This window comes from Nocardia iowensis, from assembly GCF_019222765.1.
In the GTDB taxonomy this organism is placed as follows: Bacteria; Actinomycetota; Actinomycetes; order Mycobacteriales; family Mycobacteriaceae; genus Nocardia; species Nocardia iowensis.
Window position 1 is genome coordinate 7,767,413 of sequence record NZ_CP078145.1, and the last position, 17,194, is coordinate 7,784,606.

At 66.1% G+C, this 17,194-nt stretch carries 13 protein-coding genes; 3 read left to right on the forward strand and 10 right to left on the reverse strand.

The features are described 5' to 3' along the window. Nucleotides 1-4: 4 nt before the first annotated feature. Together KV110_RS35865 and KV110_RS35870 are read right to left on the reverse strand one after the other, a co-directional pair. Nucleotides 5-1,051: a sensor histidine kinase gene (locus tag KV110_RS35865; RefSeq protein WP_218471574.1), complete on the reverse strand. Its 1,047-nt coding sequence runs from the start codon at nucleotides 1,049-1,051 to the stop codon at nucleotides 5-7. Nucleotides 1,052-1,148: 97 nt separating this feature from the next. Continuing rightward, entirely contained in the window at nucleotides 1,149-2,102 is a 954-nt protein-coding gene (locus KV110_RS35870) for a UbiA family prenyltransferase (RefSeq protein WP_218471575.1), read from the reverse strand. 351 nt (nucleotides 2,103-2,453) lie between these two features. Between KV110_RS35870 and KV110_RS35875 the strand changes: the two genes are divergently transcribed. Further along, nucleotides 2,454-3,785 (forward strand): salicylate synthase, encoded by a 1,332-nt coding sequence (locus tag KV110_RS35875; RefSeq protein ID WP_218471576.1) that lies wholly within the window; start codon nucleotides 2,454-2,456, stop codon nucleotides 3,783-3,785. A gap of 46 nt (nucleotides 3,786-3,831) precedes the next feature. On the opposite strand, the gene KV110_RS35880 is transcribed toward KV110_RS35875, so the two are convergent. The 7 genes from KV110_RS35880 to KV110_RS35910 form a co-directional block, all read right to left on the reverse strand. Continuing rightward, nucleotides 3,832-5,025 (reverse strand): MFS transporter, encoded by a 1,194-nt coding sequence (locus KV110_RS35880; protein WP_218471577.1) that lies wholly within the window; start codon nucleotides 5,023-5,025, stop codon nucleotides 3,832-3,834. Continuing rightward, nucleotides 5,022-6,746 (reverse strand): ABC transporter ATP-binding protein, encoded by a 1,725-nt coding sequence (locus KV110_RS35885; RefSeq protein WP_218471578.1) that lies wholly within the window; start codon nucleotides 6,744-6,746, stop codon nucleotides 5,022-5,024. Before KV110_RS35885 ends, KV110_RS35880 begins: the two co-directional genes overlap by 4 nt. Then, nucleotides 6,743-8,512 carry an ABC transporter ATP-binding protein gene (locus KV110_RS35890; protein ID WP_218471579.1) on the reverse strand — a complete coding sequence of 590 codons (1,770 nt, stop codon included), beginning with the start codon at nucleotides 8,510-8,512 and terminating at the stop codon, nucleotides 6,743-6,745. The genes KV110_RS35885 and KV110_RS35890 overlap by 4 nt, the downstream gene beginning before the upstream one ends. A gap of 87 nt (nucleotides 8,513-8,599) precedes the next feature. Next, the gene (locus KV110_RS35895) at nucleotides 8,600-10,201 is read right to left on the reverse strand and encodes a (2,3-dihydroxybenzoyl)adenylate synthase (protein WP_218471580.1); all 1,602 of its coding nucleotides are present in this window, start codon (nucleotides 10,199-10,201) and stop codon (nucleotides 8,600-8,602) included. A gap of 24 nt (nucleotides 10,202-10,225) precedes the next feature. Beyond that, nucleotides 10,226-11,008: a 2,3-dihydro-2,3-dihydroxybenzoate dehydrogenase gene (locus KV110_RS35900; protein ID WP_218471581.1), complete on the reverse strand. Its 783-nt coding sequence runs from the start codon at nucleotides 11,006-11,008 to the stop codon at nucleotides 10,226-10,228. Further along, complete coding sequence (locus KV110_RS35905) at nucleotides 11,005-11,628, reverse strand: isochorismatase family protein (RefSeq protein WP_218471582.1); 624 nt, start codon at nucleotides 11,626-11,628, stop codon at nucleotides 11,005-11,007. Before KV110_RS35905 ends, KV110_RS35900 begins: the two co-directional genes overlap by 4 nt. Nucleotides 11,629-11,886: 258 nt before the next feature. Further along, a complete protein-coding gene (locus KV110_RS35910; protein WP_218471583.1) occupies nucleotides 11,887-12,588 on the reverse strand; it encodes a TetR/AcrR family transcriptional regulator in 702 nt (233 codons plus the stop codon). Nucleotides 12,589-12,769: 181 nt separating this feature from the next. Between KV110_RS35910 and KV110_RS35915 the strand changes: the two genes are divergently transcribed. Beyond that, nucleotides 12,770-14,062: a glycosyltransferase gene (locus KV110_RS35915; RefSeq protein ID WP_218471584.1), complete on the forward strand. Its 1,293-nt coding sequence runs from the start codon at nucleotides 12,770-12,772 to the stop codon at nucleotides 14,060-14,062. Nucleotides 14,063-14,130: 68 nt separating this feature from the next. Here KV110_RS35915 and KV110_RS35920 read toward each other — a convergent pair whose 3' ends face one another. After that, nucleotides 14,131-15,921 (reverse strand): carbamoyltransferase family protein, encoded by a 1,791-nt coding sequence (locus tag KV110_RS35920; RefSeq protein ID WP_218471585.1) that lies wholly within the window; start codon nucleotides 15,919-15,921, stop codon nucleotides 14,131-14,133. A gap of 367 nt (nucleotides 15,922-16,288) precedes the next feature. Here KV110_RS35920 and KV110_RS35925 point away from each other — a divergent pair, with 367 nt between their 5' ends. Continuing rightward, nucleotides 16,289-17,173: a bile acid:sodium symporter family protein gene (locus KV110_RS35925; RefSeq protein ID WP_218471586.1), complete on the forward strand. Its 885-nt coding sequence runs from the start codon at nucleotides 16,289-16,291 to the stop codon at nucleotides 17,171-17,173. Nucleotides 17,174-17,194 lie beyond the last annotated feature (21 nt).

The following is a 17,194-nucleotide window of genomic DNA, read 5'->3' on the forward strand; positions in this document are numbered from 1 at the left end:
TGGACTACAAACGAACGGAAGCCGTCACTCGTGTACCGAGACCGGGCGTACTCACAATTTTCAGTGTGCCCCCCAGAATCTCCATTCGTTCTCGCATGGACGTCAAGCCGCTGCCACCTCTGCGCTCGTCGAGCAACTGTTTCTCCGCGTCGAATCCGTTGCCGAAATCCTCAACGATCGCCTCGAAGATGCCGTCCGACATGCCGACGTGGGCGAGGATCTCCGAGGTGTAGGAATGTGCCACCGCGTTGCGGATGGCTTCGCGGACAACGAAATACAGCTCGTCCCTGACCTCGATGGCAATCGACTCGAGATCGCCGTCGACGCTGAGCCGGATATCGACCCCCAGTGCGGCGACCGTGTCGGCGTAGCGATAGAGCGCGACGTCGAGCCCGTCGGGCGTCTGCGAACGCCGCAGCACACCCGCCAGTTCGCGGACGATGACGAGGGCTTCGACCAGTGATTCCCGCAGCGTCTCGAGCCGTTCGTCCGCATTGACGCTGTCCCGCCGGGAGAGGTCGATCTCCCGCAGATCCAGCTGCTGTAGCCCGACCGCGATCGCGTGCGCCACCCGGTCGTGCAATTCGCGACCGACCCGGCGCCGCTCGTTGATGTGCGATTCGTACAGCTGCCGGAGCAGGAAGTTCACATACGGAACAGCCGCGGCCACCACCCTGGCGTAGATGGCGTCGTGTAATTCGGCGACGACCTCGACGAAGTCGTCCATGGCGTCGGCCTCCCGGAGCACTTCGTGCACCACCGGAAGAGCGGTATTGAACAGCACCGCGGCCGCGCGCATCGAATCCACCGGACGCACGCGGGCAGCTGCCCTGGCTTGACCGATTCGGCGGCTCAGCTCGACGGCCTCGACGGCACGATCTTCGGCGAGACTGTGCAGGATCGAGTGCGCTTGCTCTACCACACCGTCCACCACGTCGGGGAGCGCGAGCGGACTCCGGATGGCCTGTAATTCCGCGATATAGCCAGTGACGATCGCATCAGCGCGAGCGCTGATGGCGACGAGCAAACGTTGGTGATCTTCCGACTCCATCCACCTCTCCCCCAGAAAGTAATGCCATCATACCGCCGCAGCATCACCATTGCGGGACAATAGAATTGGTGTCTTTCAGACATGAAACCGGTGTCTTTCAGACGATCAACCGAAACTCGGCGACGCACCCCAGGTGAACGAGGTACTGGGTGTACATGAAGGTGCGGTACGGACGCCGCCGCGCGCGTGCGGTATTCGCGCCCGAACCGCGCCGCAGACACAGGCACAGCACGAGTGCACCGGCCATCAACCCGCCCGCCGGGGCGTGCAGGGGCAGCGGGGTCGCCGCGGCGACCGACACCAGGCAGGCCGCGGGCAGCACGGCCACCGCACCGACGCCGATGCAACCGTGCCGGTAGTCGACCTGCGCGAAGAGCGGACGACGGCCGGTAGCGATATCGCCTGGCAGGTGATCCAGGTCTTTGACCACGCCGCCGACCACCATCCACAGCACCATGCTCGTCGCGAAGGCAACGAATCCGACCGTCACCGATCCGCCGAACGCGACCCGGCCCGCGTCGAAGGTCAGCAGGCCGATCAGCGTAACGGTGACGGTGACACCGTACGGGCTGCGTTTGAGTGCGTGCCGCCCGAACGAGTAGGCATACCCCAGCACCAGCGCGCCGATTGTGTGCAGCAGCAAGCTGATCGAACACGCGATGCTCGAGAGCACACTCACGGCGGCGAGCGAGGTCGCAATCCGTAGTGCGACAGCGGGCCGCAGCCTGCCTGCGGCCAACGGCCTGGTCGATCCGTTGATCCGGTCGGCAACGATGTCGGAGTAGCCGTTCCAGATGTAGGCGCACGCGATCGCGCAGAACCACGCGGCGCAGCCGATGCCGACCCCGATATCGAGATCAGCGGGCTGGCTCAGCATTCCGCCGACGATGAACCGGAGGACGTACATCACCTGAACGCCGGGGCGCGCCTCGATGAGGCCGAGCAGCATGACCCTGGCCGCGCTTACCAGATCCGGCCGATCGGTCGGCCGCGGAATATCCGCGGCCGTCCGCGACAAGATCGCGCTGTCGACCTCGGCCGAGTCGGGCATTCCCGCGTCCGAAGGTCGGGAGCCAGTCGAGCGGTCCACGATCACGGCTCTATTATGGATGAGATCGACTGTGCAACAGCACTTTTGGTCGACAACGTCGGTGCGCGGCGGCAACCGGGATCCGCCGGGTGAGCCGTCGTCCCCGCCGCGGCGGCGTCGCCGAAGACCGCGATACGCCGTGCGGTGGCTTCGCCCAGCCGACTGACCCTTGGACCAACTCGTTGCCCGCCATAGGATTTCGATTCGGCGTCCCACGTCGTCGCCGACTCGAGGGTTCTGTACACGCCTGCCAACGGCGCGATCACAGAGGTCACCGCGTGGCTGCGCACAGCACAGAGCAGATGGGGAATCATGGTGAATCCACCGTTCTCTACGAATTACCTGGATCGGACGATTTCACTGCCGGACGAACCTCTGGCCGCGGTGGCGCGTTTGGCCTCGGCCGGGGTACACGACGAATTCGTCGTGTACGAGGCGGGCCAGGAATGGACATTCGCCGGTGGCGCGCTGGCCGAGGTCGTCGCCGATCGCACCGGCATCAGACTGACCGGACCACGGCAGACCGAACTGCCATGGCATGAGGCACCGCTGGCTCGCATCCAGGAGCTGCTGGACAGTGCGGGTGTTGCGCAGTGGCGGGCGTACGGGTGGGCCGCGTTCGAGCTCCCCGAAGCGGCTCGCGGCACGCTGACCCACGATCACCGGGTGCTGCATCTGGTGATTCCCCGCACCGAGGTCCGGCTGCGCGACGGATACGCCCACATCAGGTCGACAGATCCGGCCGCCGCTGACGCCGCCGTGGCGGCAGTACTCGGACGGCCAGGGACTTTCGGCGCACCGTCGGAGCCGATCCGAGTCCGTGAGCAGGGCGCAGCGGAATACCGGCGCCAGGTGGCACGGGCGATCCAGATGATCAGCGAGGGCGCCCTGGAAAAGGTCATTCTGTCGCGCAGGATAACCGTCGAAGGTGAGGTCGATCTCGTCGGCACCTACCTCGCGGGCCGACGCGGCAATACGCCCGCCCGCTCATTTCTCTTGCGGCTCGGTGGCATCGAGGCGACCGGGTTCAGCCCGGAGATCGTGCTCGGGGTGGGCGCGGACGGCCGGGCCGCCACCCACGCGCTCGCGGGCACGCGAGCGCTCGACGCCGATGACAACGCGCACAACGAGTTACTGCGTGCGAACCTGCTCAGCGATCCCAAAGAGGTTTACGAGCACGCGATTTCGGTCAAGGTGGCGGTCGAGGATCTCAGCCGCGCCTGCGCGCCGGAGTCGATCGCGGTCAAGGACTTCATGGTGGTGCGCGAGCGTGGATCGGTCCAGCACATCAGCTCCCGGGTGACCGGTCTGCTCACTCCCGGCCGCACCGCGTGGGACGCGTTCGGTGCCGTATTCCCCGCTGTTACCGCCTCGGGCGTGCCGAAAGACGCTGCTTACCAATGCATTCGGGACGTCGAGGATGGTCCGCGCAGGTTGTACAGCGGATCGGTGCTCACCGTTGGCTATGACGGAACGATGGATGCCGCACTGGTGTTGCGCGGGGTGTATCGCGAGAACGGCACGACCTGGCTGCAGGCCGGAGCCGGGATTGTCGGGCAGTCGGACCCGGATCGCGAATTCGAGGAGACCTGCGAGAAGTTCGACAGCGTGGTCCGCTTCCTGGTCCCGACCCCGAGGCGCTGACGCCGATCGGCGGCGACCGGGTCGCCGCCGATCGGAACCTCGGGCGCTAGACCTGCCGCACGACCGCGGGCTCGGCCACCGCATCGGGACTGCTGTCCTGGTAGTACCGCAGCGCGACGACCACTCCGACGAGCGCGATGGCCGCCGCACCGGCGAGCGTGGTGGTGTATCCCAGCGGCTCGGCGAGCGCGGTCAGAATGATGCCTCCGACGATGCCGACCATCATCACGAAACTGCTGACCACCGTGAAATCGGTTGCCGCGCTTTCTTTCGCGCACAGATCCATGGTGACGGTGAAGACGATGGTGATGGTCGCCGCCATCGCGGCCTGCACGGCCATCGCGGCGATGAGCACCGCGGGCGACGATGATACGAACCAGGCCACGGCCAGCAGCAAGATCGCGGGGACCTGTGCGCACTGCGTCCAGACCAGCATCGAGCGGCGCCGGAAGCGGGAAACCAGCACCCCCACCGCGATACCGAAGAAGATGCCGACGAACCCACCGAGTGCGTTGGTGGTGATGCCGACCGAGGTCAGCGACCAACCGAGGTCGACGAGCATCGGCGTGATCAACGCATAGCTGCCGTGCAGCCCGACAACACAGGGTGGCAGCACCAGCAGAATCCAGCGCAGCATCCCCGGACGGCGGAACACCGCACGCAGACTCGCCCGGCGAGCCACCGGCCGGGCCGCGGGTTCGCGGAACCGCAGGATCTGCGGCAGCGGCAGCACCGTCGCCACCGCGAGCGTGACAATGGCCGCCGCCCAACCGAACTGGTCGTAGACGACGAGGGTCAGGCCACCGCCGAGCACGCCACCGAGGTAGCCGCCCGCGGTCTGCACGCCGTTGCCGATACCGCGCTGCTCCGATTCGAGCATCCGCACCGCGATGGCGTCGGTCGCGATGTCCTGGGTGGCGGACAGCAGCGCGACCACTCCGACGACCACCATCAACAACCCGAGGTCGCGCACCGGATCCAGCGGCGTCGCCAGCAGCAGCACGCCGGCGAGCAGCGGCTGCAGGACGAGCAGCCACCTGCGATACGAGCCGATCCGGTCGACCAGCGGCGCCCACAGCGGCTTGGCGACCCAGATCAGCAGCAGCGACTCGAGCGTCGCGATCTCGTCGAGCGAAGCCCCGCGATCCCGCAGGATGGCGACCAGCCCGACACCGAAGAAGGAAAATCCTAAATACTGACTTACGTACAGTGCCGCAAGCAGGCCGTAATTGGGCTTCATACTGTCAACCGCCAACCCTTCGCTCTTTCCCGTTCCCGCCAGAAGTCCTGATAGCGGCCGGGTGCGTCGATCAGCTCGTCGTGCGTGCCGCTCTGCACGATCCGCCCCTCGTCGAGCACCAGGATCTGATCGGCCGACGCGACGGTGGGCAGGCGGTGCGCGACGACGAGCAGCGTCCGCTGCTCGGCGAGTGCGCGCATCGCCGCGGAAACCGCCGCCTCGTTGTCCGGATCGAGTGCCGCCGTCGCCTCGTCGAGCAGCACGATCGGCGCCTGCTTGACCAGCGCCCTGGCAATCGAAACCCGTTGGCGCTCACCGCCGGACAGGCTGACCCCGCCCTCGCCGACGCGGGTGTTCCAGCCGTCGGGCAGCCGGTCGACGATCTCGTCGACCCGCGCCAGCCTGGCGGCGTCGCGGATTTCGTCCAGCGAGGCATCCGGCCGGCCCAGCCGGATGTTTGCCTCGATGGTGTCGTCGAACAAGTACACGTCCTGGAACACCATGGCCAGCTGGTTCATCAACGCCTCGGTGGCGAGCTCGCGCACATCGGTACCGCCGACCTGAACCACGCCCGCATCGACGTCCCAGAAGCGCGCCGCCAACCGCAGCAGCGTCGTCTTACCCGCACCCGACGGCCCGACGATCGCGGTCAGCGTGCCCGGCTTCGCTTCGAAGCTGACGTCCCGCAGCACCTGCCGATCGCCGTATCCGAAGGCCACATTCTTGAAGCTGACCCCGCCGGAGGTGGTCGGATGCACCGTGGCGCCCTCCGGCAGCGGCTCGACGGCGAGCACCTCGTCGATCCGGTCGATGTCCTCGGACGCCATCCGCAACGCGGCCGCATGATCCACGATCTCGATCAATGGACCGACGAAGCGGGTGACCAGCACCAGCAGCGCGATCAGTTCGGCGGCGTCGAGCGAGCCGCCCAACGCCAGCGCCACCCCGATGGCGATCAGCGCGACGAAGGCGGCCTGCACGACGACGGAGAACGCCATCAGTGCGGAGACGGCGTTGCGATTCATTTCGTCATAGGCGCGACGCTGTCCGGTGAGGGCATCGTCGAGCAGCACGTTGTCCGCACCCGTGCGACCGAATGCCCGCAGCACCGGCTGACACTGGGCGAATTCGACCACCCGGCTCGCCGACTCGACAGCGGCTCGATCGATCGCACCGAAACTCCGGGCGATGGCGGTCTGCGCCCAGTTGTGCGTGGCGAGCAGCACCAAGCCCGAAACGAGTAGTGCCGCACCGAGTCGCCAATCGAATACGAACATGCCGATGGCTACCACGGCCGGTGTCAGCGCACCACTGACTACCGGCTGCATCAGGTGGGCAGGCACGCCGATGATGTTCTGCGTTCCCTGCGACATGGATTGCGTGAGCCGACCCGTCCGGTCGGTGCCGAACCAGCTCAGCGGCAGCCGGGCCAGATGGTCACCGACCCGGTGGTGCATGCCGAGCAGCAGATCGTCGGCGATCTGCTGGCCGTGCATCGCCTGCGCGTAGAACACCGCACAGGTCGCGACCGTGGCCACCGCGAGCGCGGTGAGCCACGGCACCGCGGCGTCCCGATCGCCCTCGAGCAGCGGGCGCAGCACGGGAACCACGAGCAAAACGCAGATGCCCTGTAGCACCGAGAAGGCGGCGATCAGGCCGATCCAGCGCACGAACCGCGGTCGGTCATCCGGATCTACGATACGAAATAGCTTGCGAATCATGCTGTTTCCTCCCGAACGGCCGACTGCGCGTCCCACATGCGTGCGTACGCGCCACCGGCCGCGATCAGGTCATCATGGCGTCCCGCCGCGACGATCCGGCCGCCCGAGAGCGTCACGATGCGGTCGGCGCCGCGGATCGTGTGCAGTCGGTGGGCGATCACCAGCAGGGTCCGGCCGGTGGTCAGCTGCGACAGCGCATCCTGCACCGCCGCTTCGGATTCCGGATCGGCGAAGGCCGTCGCTTCGTCCAGTACCAGGACGGGGGTATCGGCCAGTATCGCGCGGGCGATCGAAATCCGTTGCGCCTCACCGCCGGACAAATGTGCGTCGGTGCCGACCGCGCTGTCGTAACCGCGTGGCAGCGCCATGATGCGATCGTGGATCTGCGCTGCCCTGGCCGCCGCCTCGATCTCGGTGATGTCGGCCTCGGGCCGGCCGAGGGCGATGTTGTCGCGAATACTGGTGCGCAGCAACAACGTTTCCTGGAAGACGAATCCGACATGACGGTAGAGGTCGCGCTCCGACATCTCCCGCACGTCGACGCCGCCGATGCGCACGGCGCCCTCGTCGACGTCCCAGAAGCGCGGTAGCAGTCGCCCCAGCGTCGACTTGCCCGAACCGGACGCACCGACGAGTGCGGTGACCGTGCCCGGCTCCAGCACGAGGTCGATGCCGTCGAGCACGGTGGTGCGTCCGTCGTAGGAGAAACGCACGGCATCGAACTCGACGCGGGCACCCTTGGGTGTCTTGGTCTGGGACGTGCGACTCAGCTCCGGGGTCGCGAGCAGCTCGGCCACCCGTTTGGCGGCGTCGGTCGCCACCTGCATCGCCGCGGCGCCGAAGCCGAGGGCCAGTACCGGCGCCCCGAGCCCGACCGCCAGCATGACGAACGCGATGACCTCGGCGGGATCGGCGTCGAGCCACACCCCGCCGCCGAGTGCTACGAGCAGCAGCACCGGGGGCGAGATGATCAGCGAGGCAATGGCATCCAGGCGGCGCATGGGGCCCGCCCACTCGCCGAGGAAGCGCGCGAGATCGTCGCCCGCCTTGCGATACCGATCCTGCGCCCGTCCCGCCTGGCCGAACGCCTTCACCACCGCGATGCCGTCGACGAATTCGACGACGGCGGTGTTCACCTTGTCCAGTTCGGCACTCCAGCGCGCCATCCTGGCCTCTTCGTCGCGCATCATGTAGGCCACCAGCCCGAACCAGAGGACAAGTGGCGCAAGGCAGATCAGCGCGAGCCGCCAGTCGAGCACGAACAGGTAGGCCAGCGCGACAACGGGCGTGACGACGGCGGCCACCACATCGTTGACCACGTGCGCGACCGCGTGATGGACCGAGGCGACATCGTCGGAGAGCACCCGCTTCACCCGGCCGGAACTGCGGTCGGTGAACCAGCCGAGCGGAACCCTGCCCAACCGCTCGGCCATCCGGCGGCGAATCTGCAAACCGACGTCGGCATCGGCGATATGACTGATCGTGTAGGCAATGGCCGCACACACCATGCGGACGAGGAAGCCGACGGCCGCCACCACGACCCACAGCCAGACCGCGCCGCGATCCACCCGGTCGTTGCCGAGGAATTCCCGGGCGATCTCGACCACCGCGATGTACGGCGCGAGCCCGACCAGCGCCCCGACCAGCTGTAACGCGGCCGCCACCGCCAGCCGGAACTTCACAGGCGCGAGGAGCACACCCAGTCCGCTCGGCTCTTTCGGCCGCGCGTCCTCGGTCGGTACCGAATCCAGAACCGCTGTACTCATGGGCCCCCTAACGGTCAGTTTAGATCAGTGTTCCAATTTTCTGATTCTACCCATGGAACCGACCGCCGCAATGCCGAACGCGGACTGTCACCCAGTCGTAAGCCGTTGTCGTAAAGCCTTCTTGCTCACCTTCCCGACCGCCGTGAGCGGTAGCGAGTCGATGAACTCGTACCGCTCGGGGATCTTGTACGCGGCCAATCCTCGGTCGCGCAGAAAGGATTTCAGTTCTTTCGGCTTGGGCGGCTCGGCGTGCGGAACGATGAACGCGCATACCCGCTCGCCGACCACGTCGTCGGGTTCGCCGACAATCGCAACGTCACGCACACCGGGGTGGGCGGCCAGTTGCTCTTCCACCTCTTCGCTGGCCACCTTTTCGCCGCCGCGGTTAACCACGTCCTTCGCTCGGTCGACCACGACCAGGTTCCCGGACGGCAGCAGGCGCACGATGTCGCCGGTGCGATAGAAGCCGTCCGACGTGAAGGCGCGAGCGTTGTGTTCCGGTGCCAGGAAATATCCGCGAATGGTGTAAGGACCGCGGGTCAGCAGGTGCCCCGGTGTCCCGGTGGGCACCGGCTGATCGTCGTCGTCGACGACGCGCACCTCGTCCATCGGCGACATGGGCCGCCCCTGCGTTTCGGTGACGATCTCGTCGGGATCGTCCAGGCGGGTGTAGTTCACCAGTCCCTCCGCCATCCCGAACACCTGCTGGAGACGGCAGCCGAATACCGTCTGCACCTGCACGGCGACCGCTGGCTTGAGCCGCGCGCCACCGACTTGCAGAACCCGCAGGCTGGACAGGTCGTACTCGGTGGTGGCCGCGGCGCCGAGCCACAGCATCGCGATCGGCGGAACCACCGCGGTGACGGTCACCCGGTGCCGCTCGATCAGCGCGAAGGCGTCGTCCACGCTGGGGCTCGGGGACAGCACGACCGTCGCTCCCGCGTAGAGCGCGCCGAGGATGCCCGGCGAGCTGAGCGGAAAATTGTGCGCCACCGGCAGCACCGTCAGGTACGCGTCGTCGACGCCGAGCGGGCAGAAATCCAGACTCGCGCGCACGCTGTAGGCGTAGTCGTCGTGCGTCCGCGGGATCAGCTTCGATACCGCGGTGGTGCCGCCGGAAAGCTGCAACAGCGCGATGTCCCCCGGGTCGGGATCCGGCATCGGCACCGGTTCCGCGAACAGATCGGCGAGGGCGACGTCGGCACCGGCGTCCCCGTGCACGATGGTGTGCCGCAGACTCGGGCATCGGGCCCTGATCCGGGCGCTCAGCTCCCGGAAATCGAACCCGAAGTGCCGGTCCGGGATGATGTGCGCCACCGCCTCACTGTGTGCGCACACGTGTGAGATCTCGTGCTCGCGATGGGTCGGCTGCGCCATGACCGGGATGGCGCCGATCCGGAACAACGCGAAGCAGGCGATGACGAACTCGGCGACGTTCGGCAGCTGCACCACCACGCGGTCGCCACGCCGGATGCCGAGCCCCGAGAAGCCACTGGCCAGCCGGTGCGCGTCAGCGTCGAGGCGCCGATAGGTCCAACTGCCGGTGGCGTCGACGAGCGCCGTGCGATCGCCGTGCAGCACAGCGGAGTCGGCCAGCATGCGACCGAAGGTGGTGCCGGTCCAGAGCCCCGCGGCGCGGTAGCGCGCGGCGAATTCGGGTGGCCAGGGGGTGAATTGAGAGGGCGTCATGTCGGCCTCGAATCAGGCTCGGCGTCAACGCAGCGAACCGCCGCCGTCGACGTAGATGTTCTGCATGGTGATGTGCCGCGCGTGGTCGGAGACCAGGAAGGTGACCAGCCGCGCGACGTCCTCGGGTTCGGCGATCCGGCCCAACGGGATCCCGGTGCGGAACGATTCCAGGTCGCCGGCAACGGCTTTGGCGTATCCGTCCGGGCTCTGCCACAGGGCGTGCTGCATGGCGGTATTGGTCGAACCCGGCGACACCACGTTGCAGCGGACGTTGTACGGCGCGAGTTCGAGCCCGAGACACTTGGTGAACTGGGTGGCCGCCGCCTTGGACGCGGCGTACGCCGCCATCCCGACGCGCGGCGTCTCGGCGGCGTTGGAGCCGACGGTCACGATCGCACCGGCGCGCCGGCTGCGCATGGTGCGTGCCGCGAACCGGCACAGGTGGAAGACCCCAGAGGTGTTCGCCGCGAACGTCGCCGCCCAGTCCTCGGTCGTCAGCTCGGTGACCTCGCCCGTGCGCAGCACGCCCGCGACATTCACCAGCACCGCGACCGGGCCGATATCGGACTCGATCTTCGCGCCGACTGCCTCGACCTCGGCCTCGTCGGCGACATCGAGGCGATAGGGGTAAACCCCCGAGCCGACCCGACCGGCCATCGCTTCGAGCTCGGCCTCGTCCCGGTCCAGCGCCGCTACCACGGCGCCCTCCTCGCTCAGCGCGGCCGCCACGGCCGCACCGATGCCGCGTGCCGCGCCGGTCACCACGGCGACCCGGCCCGTGAGGCCCCGCGAATCGGACTCGGTCATGGCGTGCGCTCCAGCGCCTGCCGCACCGCGGCCGAGGTGATCACCACACCGCAGCGGGTGGCGATGTGCTCGAGCGCGGTCATGTGGTGGCGCAGCGAGAAGTCACCCATGGCGTCGGCGACCGCGAAGGCCTGGATGTCATTCATGAAAGCGTCGAGAACCGTTGCGAGGCAACCAATGTGGGCGTACACACCACAGACGAGCAACTGATCGCGCCGGTGTTCGCCGAGCAGATCCAGCAGCTCGGTCCGGTGAAAGGCACTGTACCGGCGTTTGGTGAGAATCATCGCGCCGGCCGGATCCAGTTCGGCGGGGATGTCGACGCGTGCGTCCGGACCCGAGCCCCACAGATCGAACAACAACCCGCGCTCCGACCGATCCTGGTGCCCTGGCTGCACCGTGAAGATCACCGGTATGCCCGCAGCCTCGCAGGTTTTGCGCAACAGCGCGATGCGCTCGATAAGCGCCCATTTCGAATCCGCGAAAGGATCCAGAAAATAGCGTTGCATATCATGGATAAGCAGCGCGCACCGTCCGGGATCCAACTGCCACGGCATGCTGTTCACCGGCAGCCGCTGCTCTTCGGGAATCGGATAAGGGGCAATTGCGTGAATCGCCATGGTTCACCTGTTCCTATTCCTGGCAGAAATTCGATAACGCACGACTCACCCTAATTCCTCATCTGCTGCTGCGTATGCCGTCGCGAAGGGCATGTGCCACCGAGTAGTTGTCCGGCTACGCGCAGAATCCGCTCGGTCACGACAATGCGTGGAATCCGGTTCGGATCGTACGGCGATTATTTTGTTCGCCCAAGGGGTCCGGGCCGATGGACCGCCGCCGCCCGCGGAGAATCCGCAAGCGGCCACCGCGACAACGCCTTACCGCGCTGTGGTCGTCCTGTTCGTCAGCTGGTTCAGCCGGGCTTCCAGGCCGTCGAGCACGCGGTCGAGCGCGTACAGGCAGTAGTCGCGGCGGGTGGCGGCAAGCCCCTCGTCGTCGGTGGTGAACCGGGCGACCATCTGCTGCATCTGCTTGGCGCCGGAGCCGGCCGACGGATACGTCTCCAGCAGGTGCAGCAGGCCGGCCAAGCCGGGATCGGTGCCGCTCACCTGCTGGTCACCGAGGGCGATCAGGCCGAGGCAGGTGTTGAACGCGACGGAGTAGGCGGTGGCCGATTCCTCACCCCAGCCCGCGTCGAGCATCCGCGCCACACCGGCGTCGAGGACCGGCACCAGTTCCTCGGTCTGCGGACCGTTGCGCAGCAGCCACGCGGCGACGCCGGGATAGTGCGCCAGATGATCGATCATCGCGGACAGCACACCGTAAAGTAGTTTCCGCCAATCCATTTCATCGATGTTCAGGTCCATGCCCGCGTAGACCCGGTCGACGACGGCAGCACACACTCGATCCCGGTCGCCGACGTGGTGGTAGATCACCGACAGCGAGGTGTCCAGGCGGGCCGCGAGGTCCCGCATGCTCCAGGCGTCGAGTCCGCGCTCGACCGTCAGGGCCAGGGCGGCATCGATGATCACGCCGGGAGACAGCCCGGTTCGGTAGGCGCGCCTGGAACCACTGGACATAGGATGACCCTAACTGCAAGCGGACGGCTTATAACACCGACCCAATGATAGGCCGCTATCCGCGGGTGGGTGCCCAGCGTATCCGACCGACGTCTTTGCGTTACGCTGCCGACATTTCGCCGGGGTCGCTCCGTCGAATTGTCCGCTGCCTCGACGCGATATCCGTGCGTATCCTTCGGCAATGGGACATTTCATTCTGAGTAGTTCGCCGATTATCGGGCATTTGGCACCACTATTGCCGGTCGGAACCGAGCTCGTCCGGCGTGGTCATCGCGTGCAGGTATTGACAGGCAGCCGGTTCGCGGAACAGGTCGCCGCCGCGGGTCTGGAGCATGTGGTGATGCCCGCCGAATGCGACTTCGACGCGAGCGATCTCGACGCCGCCTTTCCGGAACGGACGACCAAGAAGGGCTTGGCGAAGCTGCGTTTCGACATCGACAACCTCTTCTCCAACCCGATGCCGCATCAGTATCGAGCACTGCAGTCACTGCTGGCGAAGAGCCGGGTCGACGCGGTACTCGTCGACTCGGCGTTCTGTGGCGTGCTCCCGCTGGCGCTACAACCCAAGTCGGAACGACCCGCGGTGTTCACCGCGGGTGTGGTGCCGATGTATGTGTCCAGCCGCGATACCCCGCCGATCGGACTCGGCCTGCAACCGATCCCGAATGTCTTCGGGAGGATTCGCAATGCGGTGCTCGAAATGCTGGTTCGCAAGGTGATATTCGCGCCGTGCCACCGGGTGTTCGCCGATCGGCTGCGCGAGGCCTCTGGCGCCGAACTGCCGGGGTACTTCATGGACGGGACCACCCTCACCGATGGCATCCTGCAGCTGACCTGCCCGTCGTTCGAGTTTCCGCGCAGCGATCTGCGGCCGGGGCTGGTGAGCTTCGTCGGTCCCGTCCTGCCGCCACCGCCGGCCACCTTCGAACCGCCGGCCTGGTGGGCGGATCTGGATTCCGGTAAGCCGGTGGTGCTGGTGACGCAGGGGACGATCGACAACAGCGACCACTCGCGGCTGCTGCTGCCGACGCTGCACGCACTCGCCGACGCGGACGTCATCACCGTCGCGACGACCGGCGGAAAGCAGTTGACGGGCGACGTTCCCGCCAATGCCCGTGTCGCGGAGTTCATTCCGTATGCGTACCTGCTGCCGAAGGTCGACGTGATGGTCAGTAATGGCGGCTACGGCGGACTGCATTACGCGCTGTCGCACGGTGTGCCGTTGATCGTCGGCGGCGACAGTGAGGGCAAACAGGACGCGGCCGCTTTGGTGGCCTGGTCGGGAACCGGGATCAATCTGCGTACCGGGTCGCCGAAGCCGAAGGCGATCCGCAAGGCCGTCGACAAGGTGCTCGGCACCGCGTCTTACCGCACCAGGGCGCAAGACCTGCGGCGCGAGCTGGCCGGGCTGTCCGCGGTCGACACCATTGCCGACCGCATGGAAGCCAGCATGCGCGCGCAGCTGGCGTCTTGACGGATATTCGACACTCGCCATACCGGGCATGCCAGGGTGACATTCACCCGGGCATGCCCGGCGCACGTTCAGCTCGCCGTCTTCTGAATCAGCAAACGGCCGAGGACCAGATAATCGATCTCGGTGCCGAGGAAGCATTCGATGGCGTCGGTCGGCGAGCAGACAATCGGCTCGCCCGCGACATTGAACGATGTGTTGATCACGCACGCGACGCCGGTGGTCTTCTCGACCTCCCGCAGCAGCTCGGCAACAATCGGGTTCTGCGCATCGGACACCGTCTGGACCCGCGAGGTGCCGTCGACATGGCAGGCACCCGGAATCTTGTCCTGGAATTCTTCCCGGACCGGAACCACGAACGTCATGTAGGGCGACGTCGGCAGCTTGCCCATTTCGAAAAGCTTCTCGGCGGTCGATTCCAGCACCATCGGGGCGAATGGGCGGAACGGCTCACGGTGCTTGACCCGGATATTGATGATGTCCTTGATGTCCTCGAACATCGGGTTCGCCAAGATACTGCGCGCGCCCAGTGCCCGGGGGCCGTATTCGGCGGCTCCCTGGAACCAGCCGATGACCACCTTCTCCGCCAGCAATTCCGCGGTCTTGGCCGGGACCTCGCCCGCAGCCAGCTCCTTGACGGTGATGCGGTCCGCGTACGAGTGGGTCGCCGCCAGCATTTCCTCGTGGGTGTAGTCCGGGCCGAGGTAGGTGCCGGTGGGAGTGGGCCGCACGCCGCCGTACTGGTTTCCGACGAATGCCGCGGCGCCGATCGCGAGGCCGGTGTCGCTGGCGCCGAAGCTCACATCCACGCTGTCGAAACTGCTGTTCTCCAACAGCTTCGTGTTGTTCACGCAGTTCAGGGCGACGCCACCCTCGATGATCAGATTCGAGAGTTCGGTCAACTTCGACAGGGCCGCGACCTGGTGGGCGGTGGCGATCTCGGTGACATCCTGCGCGGCACGAGCGACCCTGGCACGGAATTCGAATGATTCCCGGTTGCCGTCGTTACCACCGAAAATATCGTCGAAGAAGTCGCGATAAGGGTGTTCGCCCCGCGCATTATCGGTGGTGACGGTGAATTCGATCCGGCCGTCGTCCTGGAGGGAAATGAACCGGTCGATAATGCTCTTGTCGGTCGGCGTCTGGCAGTACGCCGACAGGCCCATGACCTTGTACTCGTCGTTGTTGGGCAGGAAGCCGAGATAGCGGGTGATGTTGTTGTAGAAGAGCCCAACGGAGTTGGTGCTTGTCATTGTCATCTGATCGAAGAGGGTGATCTTTCCACCCACGATCTGCCCGGCGATCGCCGATTCCCGTTCACCACGGCCGTCGCTGATGAAGAAGGCGGAGTCGCCGCCGCCGCGGATCTGGTAGCCGCACATCAAGTGCGCCAGGTGGTGCGGAACGAGGATCAGCTTCTCCGCGGGGATGTCGAAGCCGGTGCGCTCCCGGAAATCCTGAGCAATCGCCTCGTGCGTGAGCAGCTTGGTGTAGAGCTCACCGATTTCCGCCGTCATCCCGAAGGCCATCGTCGGAGTCGGTGCGAGGGTGAAGATATCCAGCACAATGGATTTGATCACCTCGTCGGTGACCGCCCACGGGAAGGCGAAGTAGTCGACATCCTTCAGCTCGATCCCGCTCTTGCGCAGACACCAGTCGATGGCGTTGGTCGGGAATTGTGACGTCTTCTTCTCGCGGTTGAGCCGTTCTTCCTCGACGGCCGCGACAACGGTGCCGTCGATGGTGACGGAGACCGCGGCGTCATGGCCGAGCACGTTATATCTGTCGATATCTTGGCTACCGTGATCAGAAATCCTGATCTCACTGCTGTGGGTGAAACCGTTGTAACCCAGAACGATCATCGAAAATTCTCCTACGCTGATTCCGGTCGATTCGAGAGTGATGGCAGCTCACGCGGTGCGCCACCCGGCCGAGTAGCCGGGACATGCCGAATTAGCCTGTGCGACAGGCGAATTACCCACGAAGTTCGCGCTTCGAGGCGAACGCTAACACGGGTCGCACGACCCGGACCAGAAAGCGTCGACCCGGACTCGACCACCGGAAAGCGGCACCGCATCGATGGCCGACCCGAATCGCTACGCGACCCCCACCGCGAGGCCCCGACCTGCGCGGACGCACAACCGCCGAGTTGCCGATGCGCGGCGCGGGAACCGTCTAAGCTGTTCGCACCATGCGCATAGGCGCGGCCGAAAGTTTGAAGGAAGTTTTATGGATTCTCCGCTTGTATCGGTCGCTCTACCATTGGCTTTGGCCGTTATAATGTTCGGGCTCGGGCTGTCTCTGACGGTGGCGGACTTCACTCGCATCGCCCGAACCCCCAAAACCGTCGCGATCGCGCTGGCGTGTCAGCTGCTGCTGTTGCCCGCCGTCGCCTTCGGTCTGGTGCTGTTGTTCGACCTGCCACCGCTGCTCGCGGTCGGGATGATGCTGCTCGCCGCCTCACCGGGCGGCACGACGGCTAATCTGTTCAGCCACCTGTTCCGTGGCGATGTCGCGCTGAATGTCTCACTCACCGCGGTCAATTCGGTCATCGCCGCAGTGACGCTTCCTTTGGTGACCAACTTCGCCATCGACTACTTCGAACCCGAGCACGGCTCCGGCGCGGTCGGCTTGCAGTTCGGCAAGGTGGTTCAGGTATTCGCGATCGTGCTGATCCCCGTCGCGATCGGGATGGCGGTGCGGCGGTTGTCGGCCGAGTTCGCCGACCGAATGGACCGGCCGGTGCGCATCGGGTCGGCGCTGACGCTGGTGCTGGTGATCGTGGGAACGATGATCGCCGAACGTTCCAACATCATCGACTATCTCATCGACGTCGGCCCCGTCACCGTGCTGTTCTGCGTGCTCAGCTTGTCCGCGGGCTACTTCGTCCCGCGCCGCCTCGGCGTCGAGGACCGCCAGGCGATCGCCTGCTCGATGGAGATCGGAATCCACAACAGCACCATCGCCATCACGATCGCCATCAGCGTCCTGGACAGCACCGAAATGGCTGTTCCCGCAGCGGTTTACGGCGTGTTGATGTTCCCGATTGCCACCGCCGTCGGCTGGCTGCTCACCCGCGGCCGAGCCAGGACCGCACTGCCGGACCCAGCCTAGCCAGGAATGCACGGTAGTCGC

What these genes read in the sequence shown, in the direction of transcription:
- KV110_RS35885 (WP_218471578.1), bottom strand. Translation starts at nt 6,746, where the DNA reads ATGATTCGCAAGCTATTTCGTATCGTAGATCCGGATGACCGACCGCGG.
- KV110_RS35915 (WP_218471584.1), top strand. Translation starts at nt 12,770, where the DNA reads ATGGGACATTTCATTCTGAGTAGTTCGCCGATTATCGGGCATTTGGCA.
- KV110_RS35895 (WP_218471580.1), bottom strand. Translation starts at nt 10,201, where the DNA reads ATGACGCCCTCTCAATTCACCCCCTGGCCACCCGAATTCGCCGCGCGC.
- KV110_RS35900 (WP_218471581.1), bottom strand. Translation starts at nt 11,008, where the DNA reads ATGACCGAGTCCGATTCGCGGGGCCTCACGGGCCGGGTCGCCGTGGTG.
- KV110_RS35925 (WP_218471586.1), top strand. Translation starts at nt 16,289, where the DNA reads ATGGATTCTCCGCTTGTATCGGTCGCTCTACCATTGGCTTTGGCCGTT.
- KV110_RS35880 (WP_218471577.1), bottom strand. Translation starts at nt 5,025, where the DNA reads ATGAAGCCCAATTACGGCCTGCTTGCGGCACTGTACGTAAGTCAGTAT.
- KV110_RS35910 (WP_218471583.1), bottom strand. Translation starts at nt 12,588, where the DNA reads ATGTCCAGTGGTTCCAGGCGCGCCTACCGAACCGGGCTGTCTCCCGGC.
- KV110_RS35865 (WP_218471574.1), bottom strand. Translation starts at nt 1,051, where the DNA reads ATGGAGTCGGAAGATCACCAACGTTTGCTCGTCGCCATCAGCGCTCGC.
- KV110_RS35875 (WP_218471576.1), top strand. Translation starts at nt 2,454, where the DNA reads ATGGTGAATCCACCGTTCTCTACGAATTACCTGGATCGGACGATTTCA.
- KV110_RS35890 (WP_218471579.1), bottom strand. Translation starts at nt 8,512, where the DNA reads ATGAGTACAGCGGTTCTGGATTCGGTACCGACCGAGGACGCGCGGCCG.
- KV110_RS35920 (WP_218471585.1), bottom strand. Translation starts at nt 15,921, where the DNA reads ATGATCGTTCTGGGTTACAACGGTTTCACCCACAGCAGTGAGATCAGG.
- KV110_RS35905 (WP_218471582.1), bottom strand. Translation starts at nt 11,628, where the DNA reads ATGGCGATTCACGCAATTGCCCCTTATCCGATTCCCGAAGAGCAGCGG.
- KV110_RS35870 (WP_218471575.1), bottom strand. Translation starts at nt 2,102, where the DNA reads ATGCCCGACTCGGCCGAGGTCGACAGCGCGATCTTGTCGCGGACGGCC.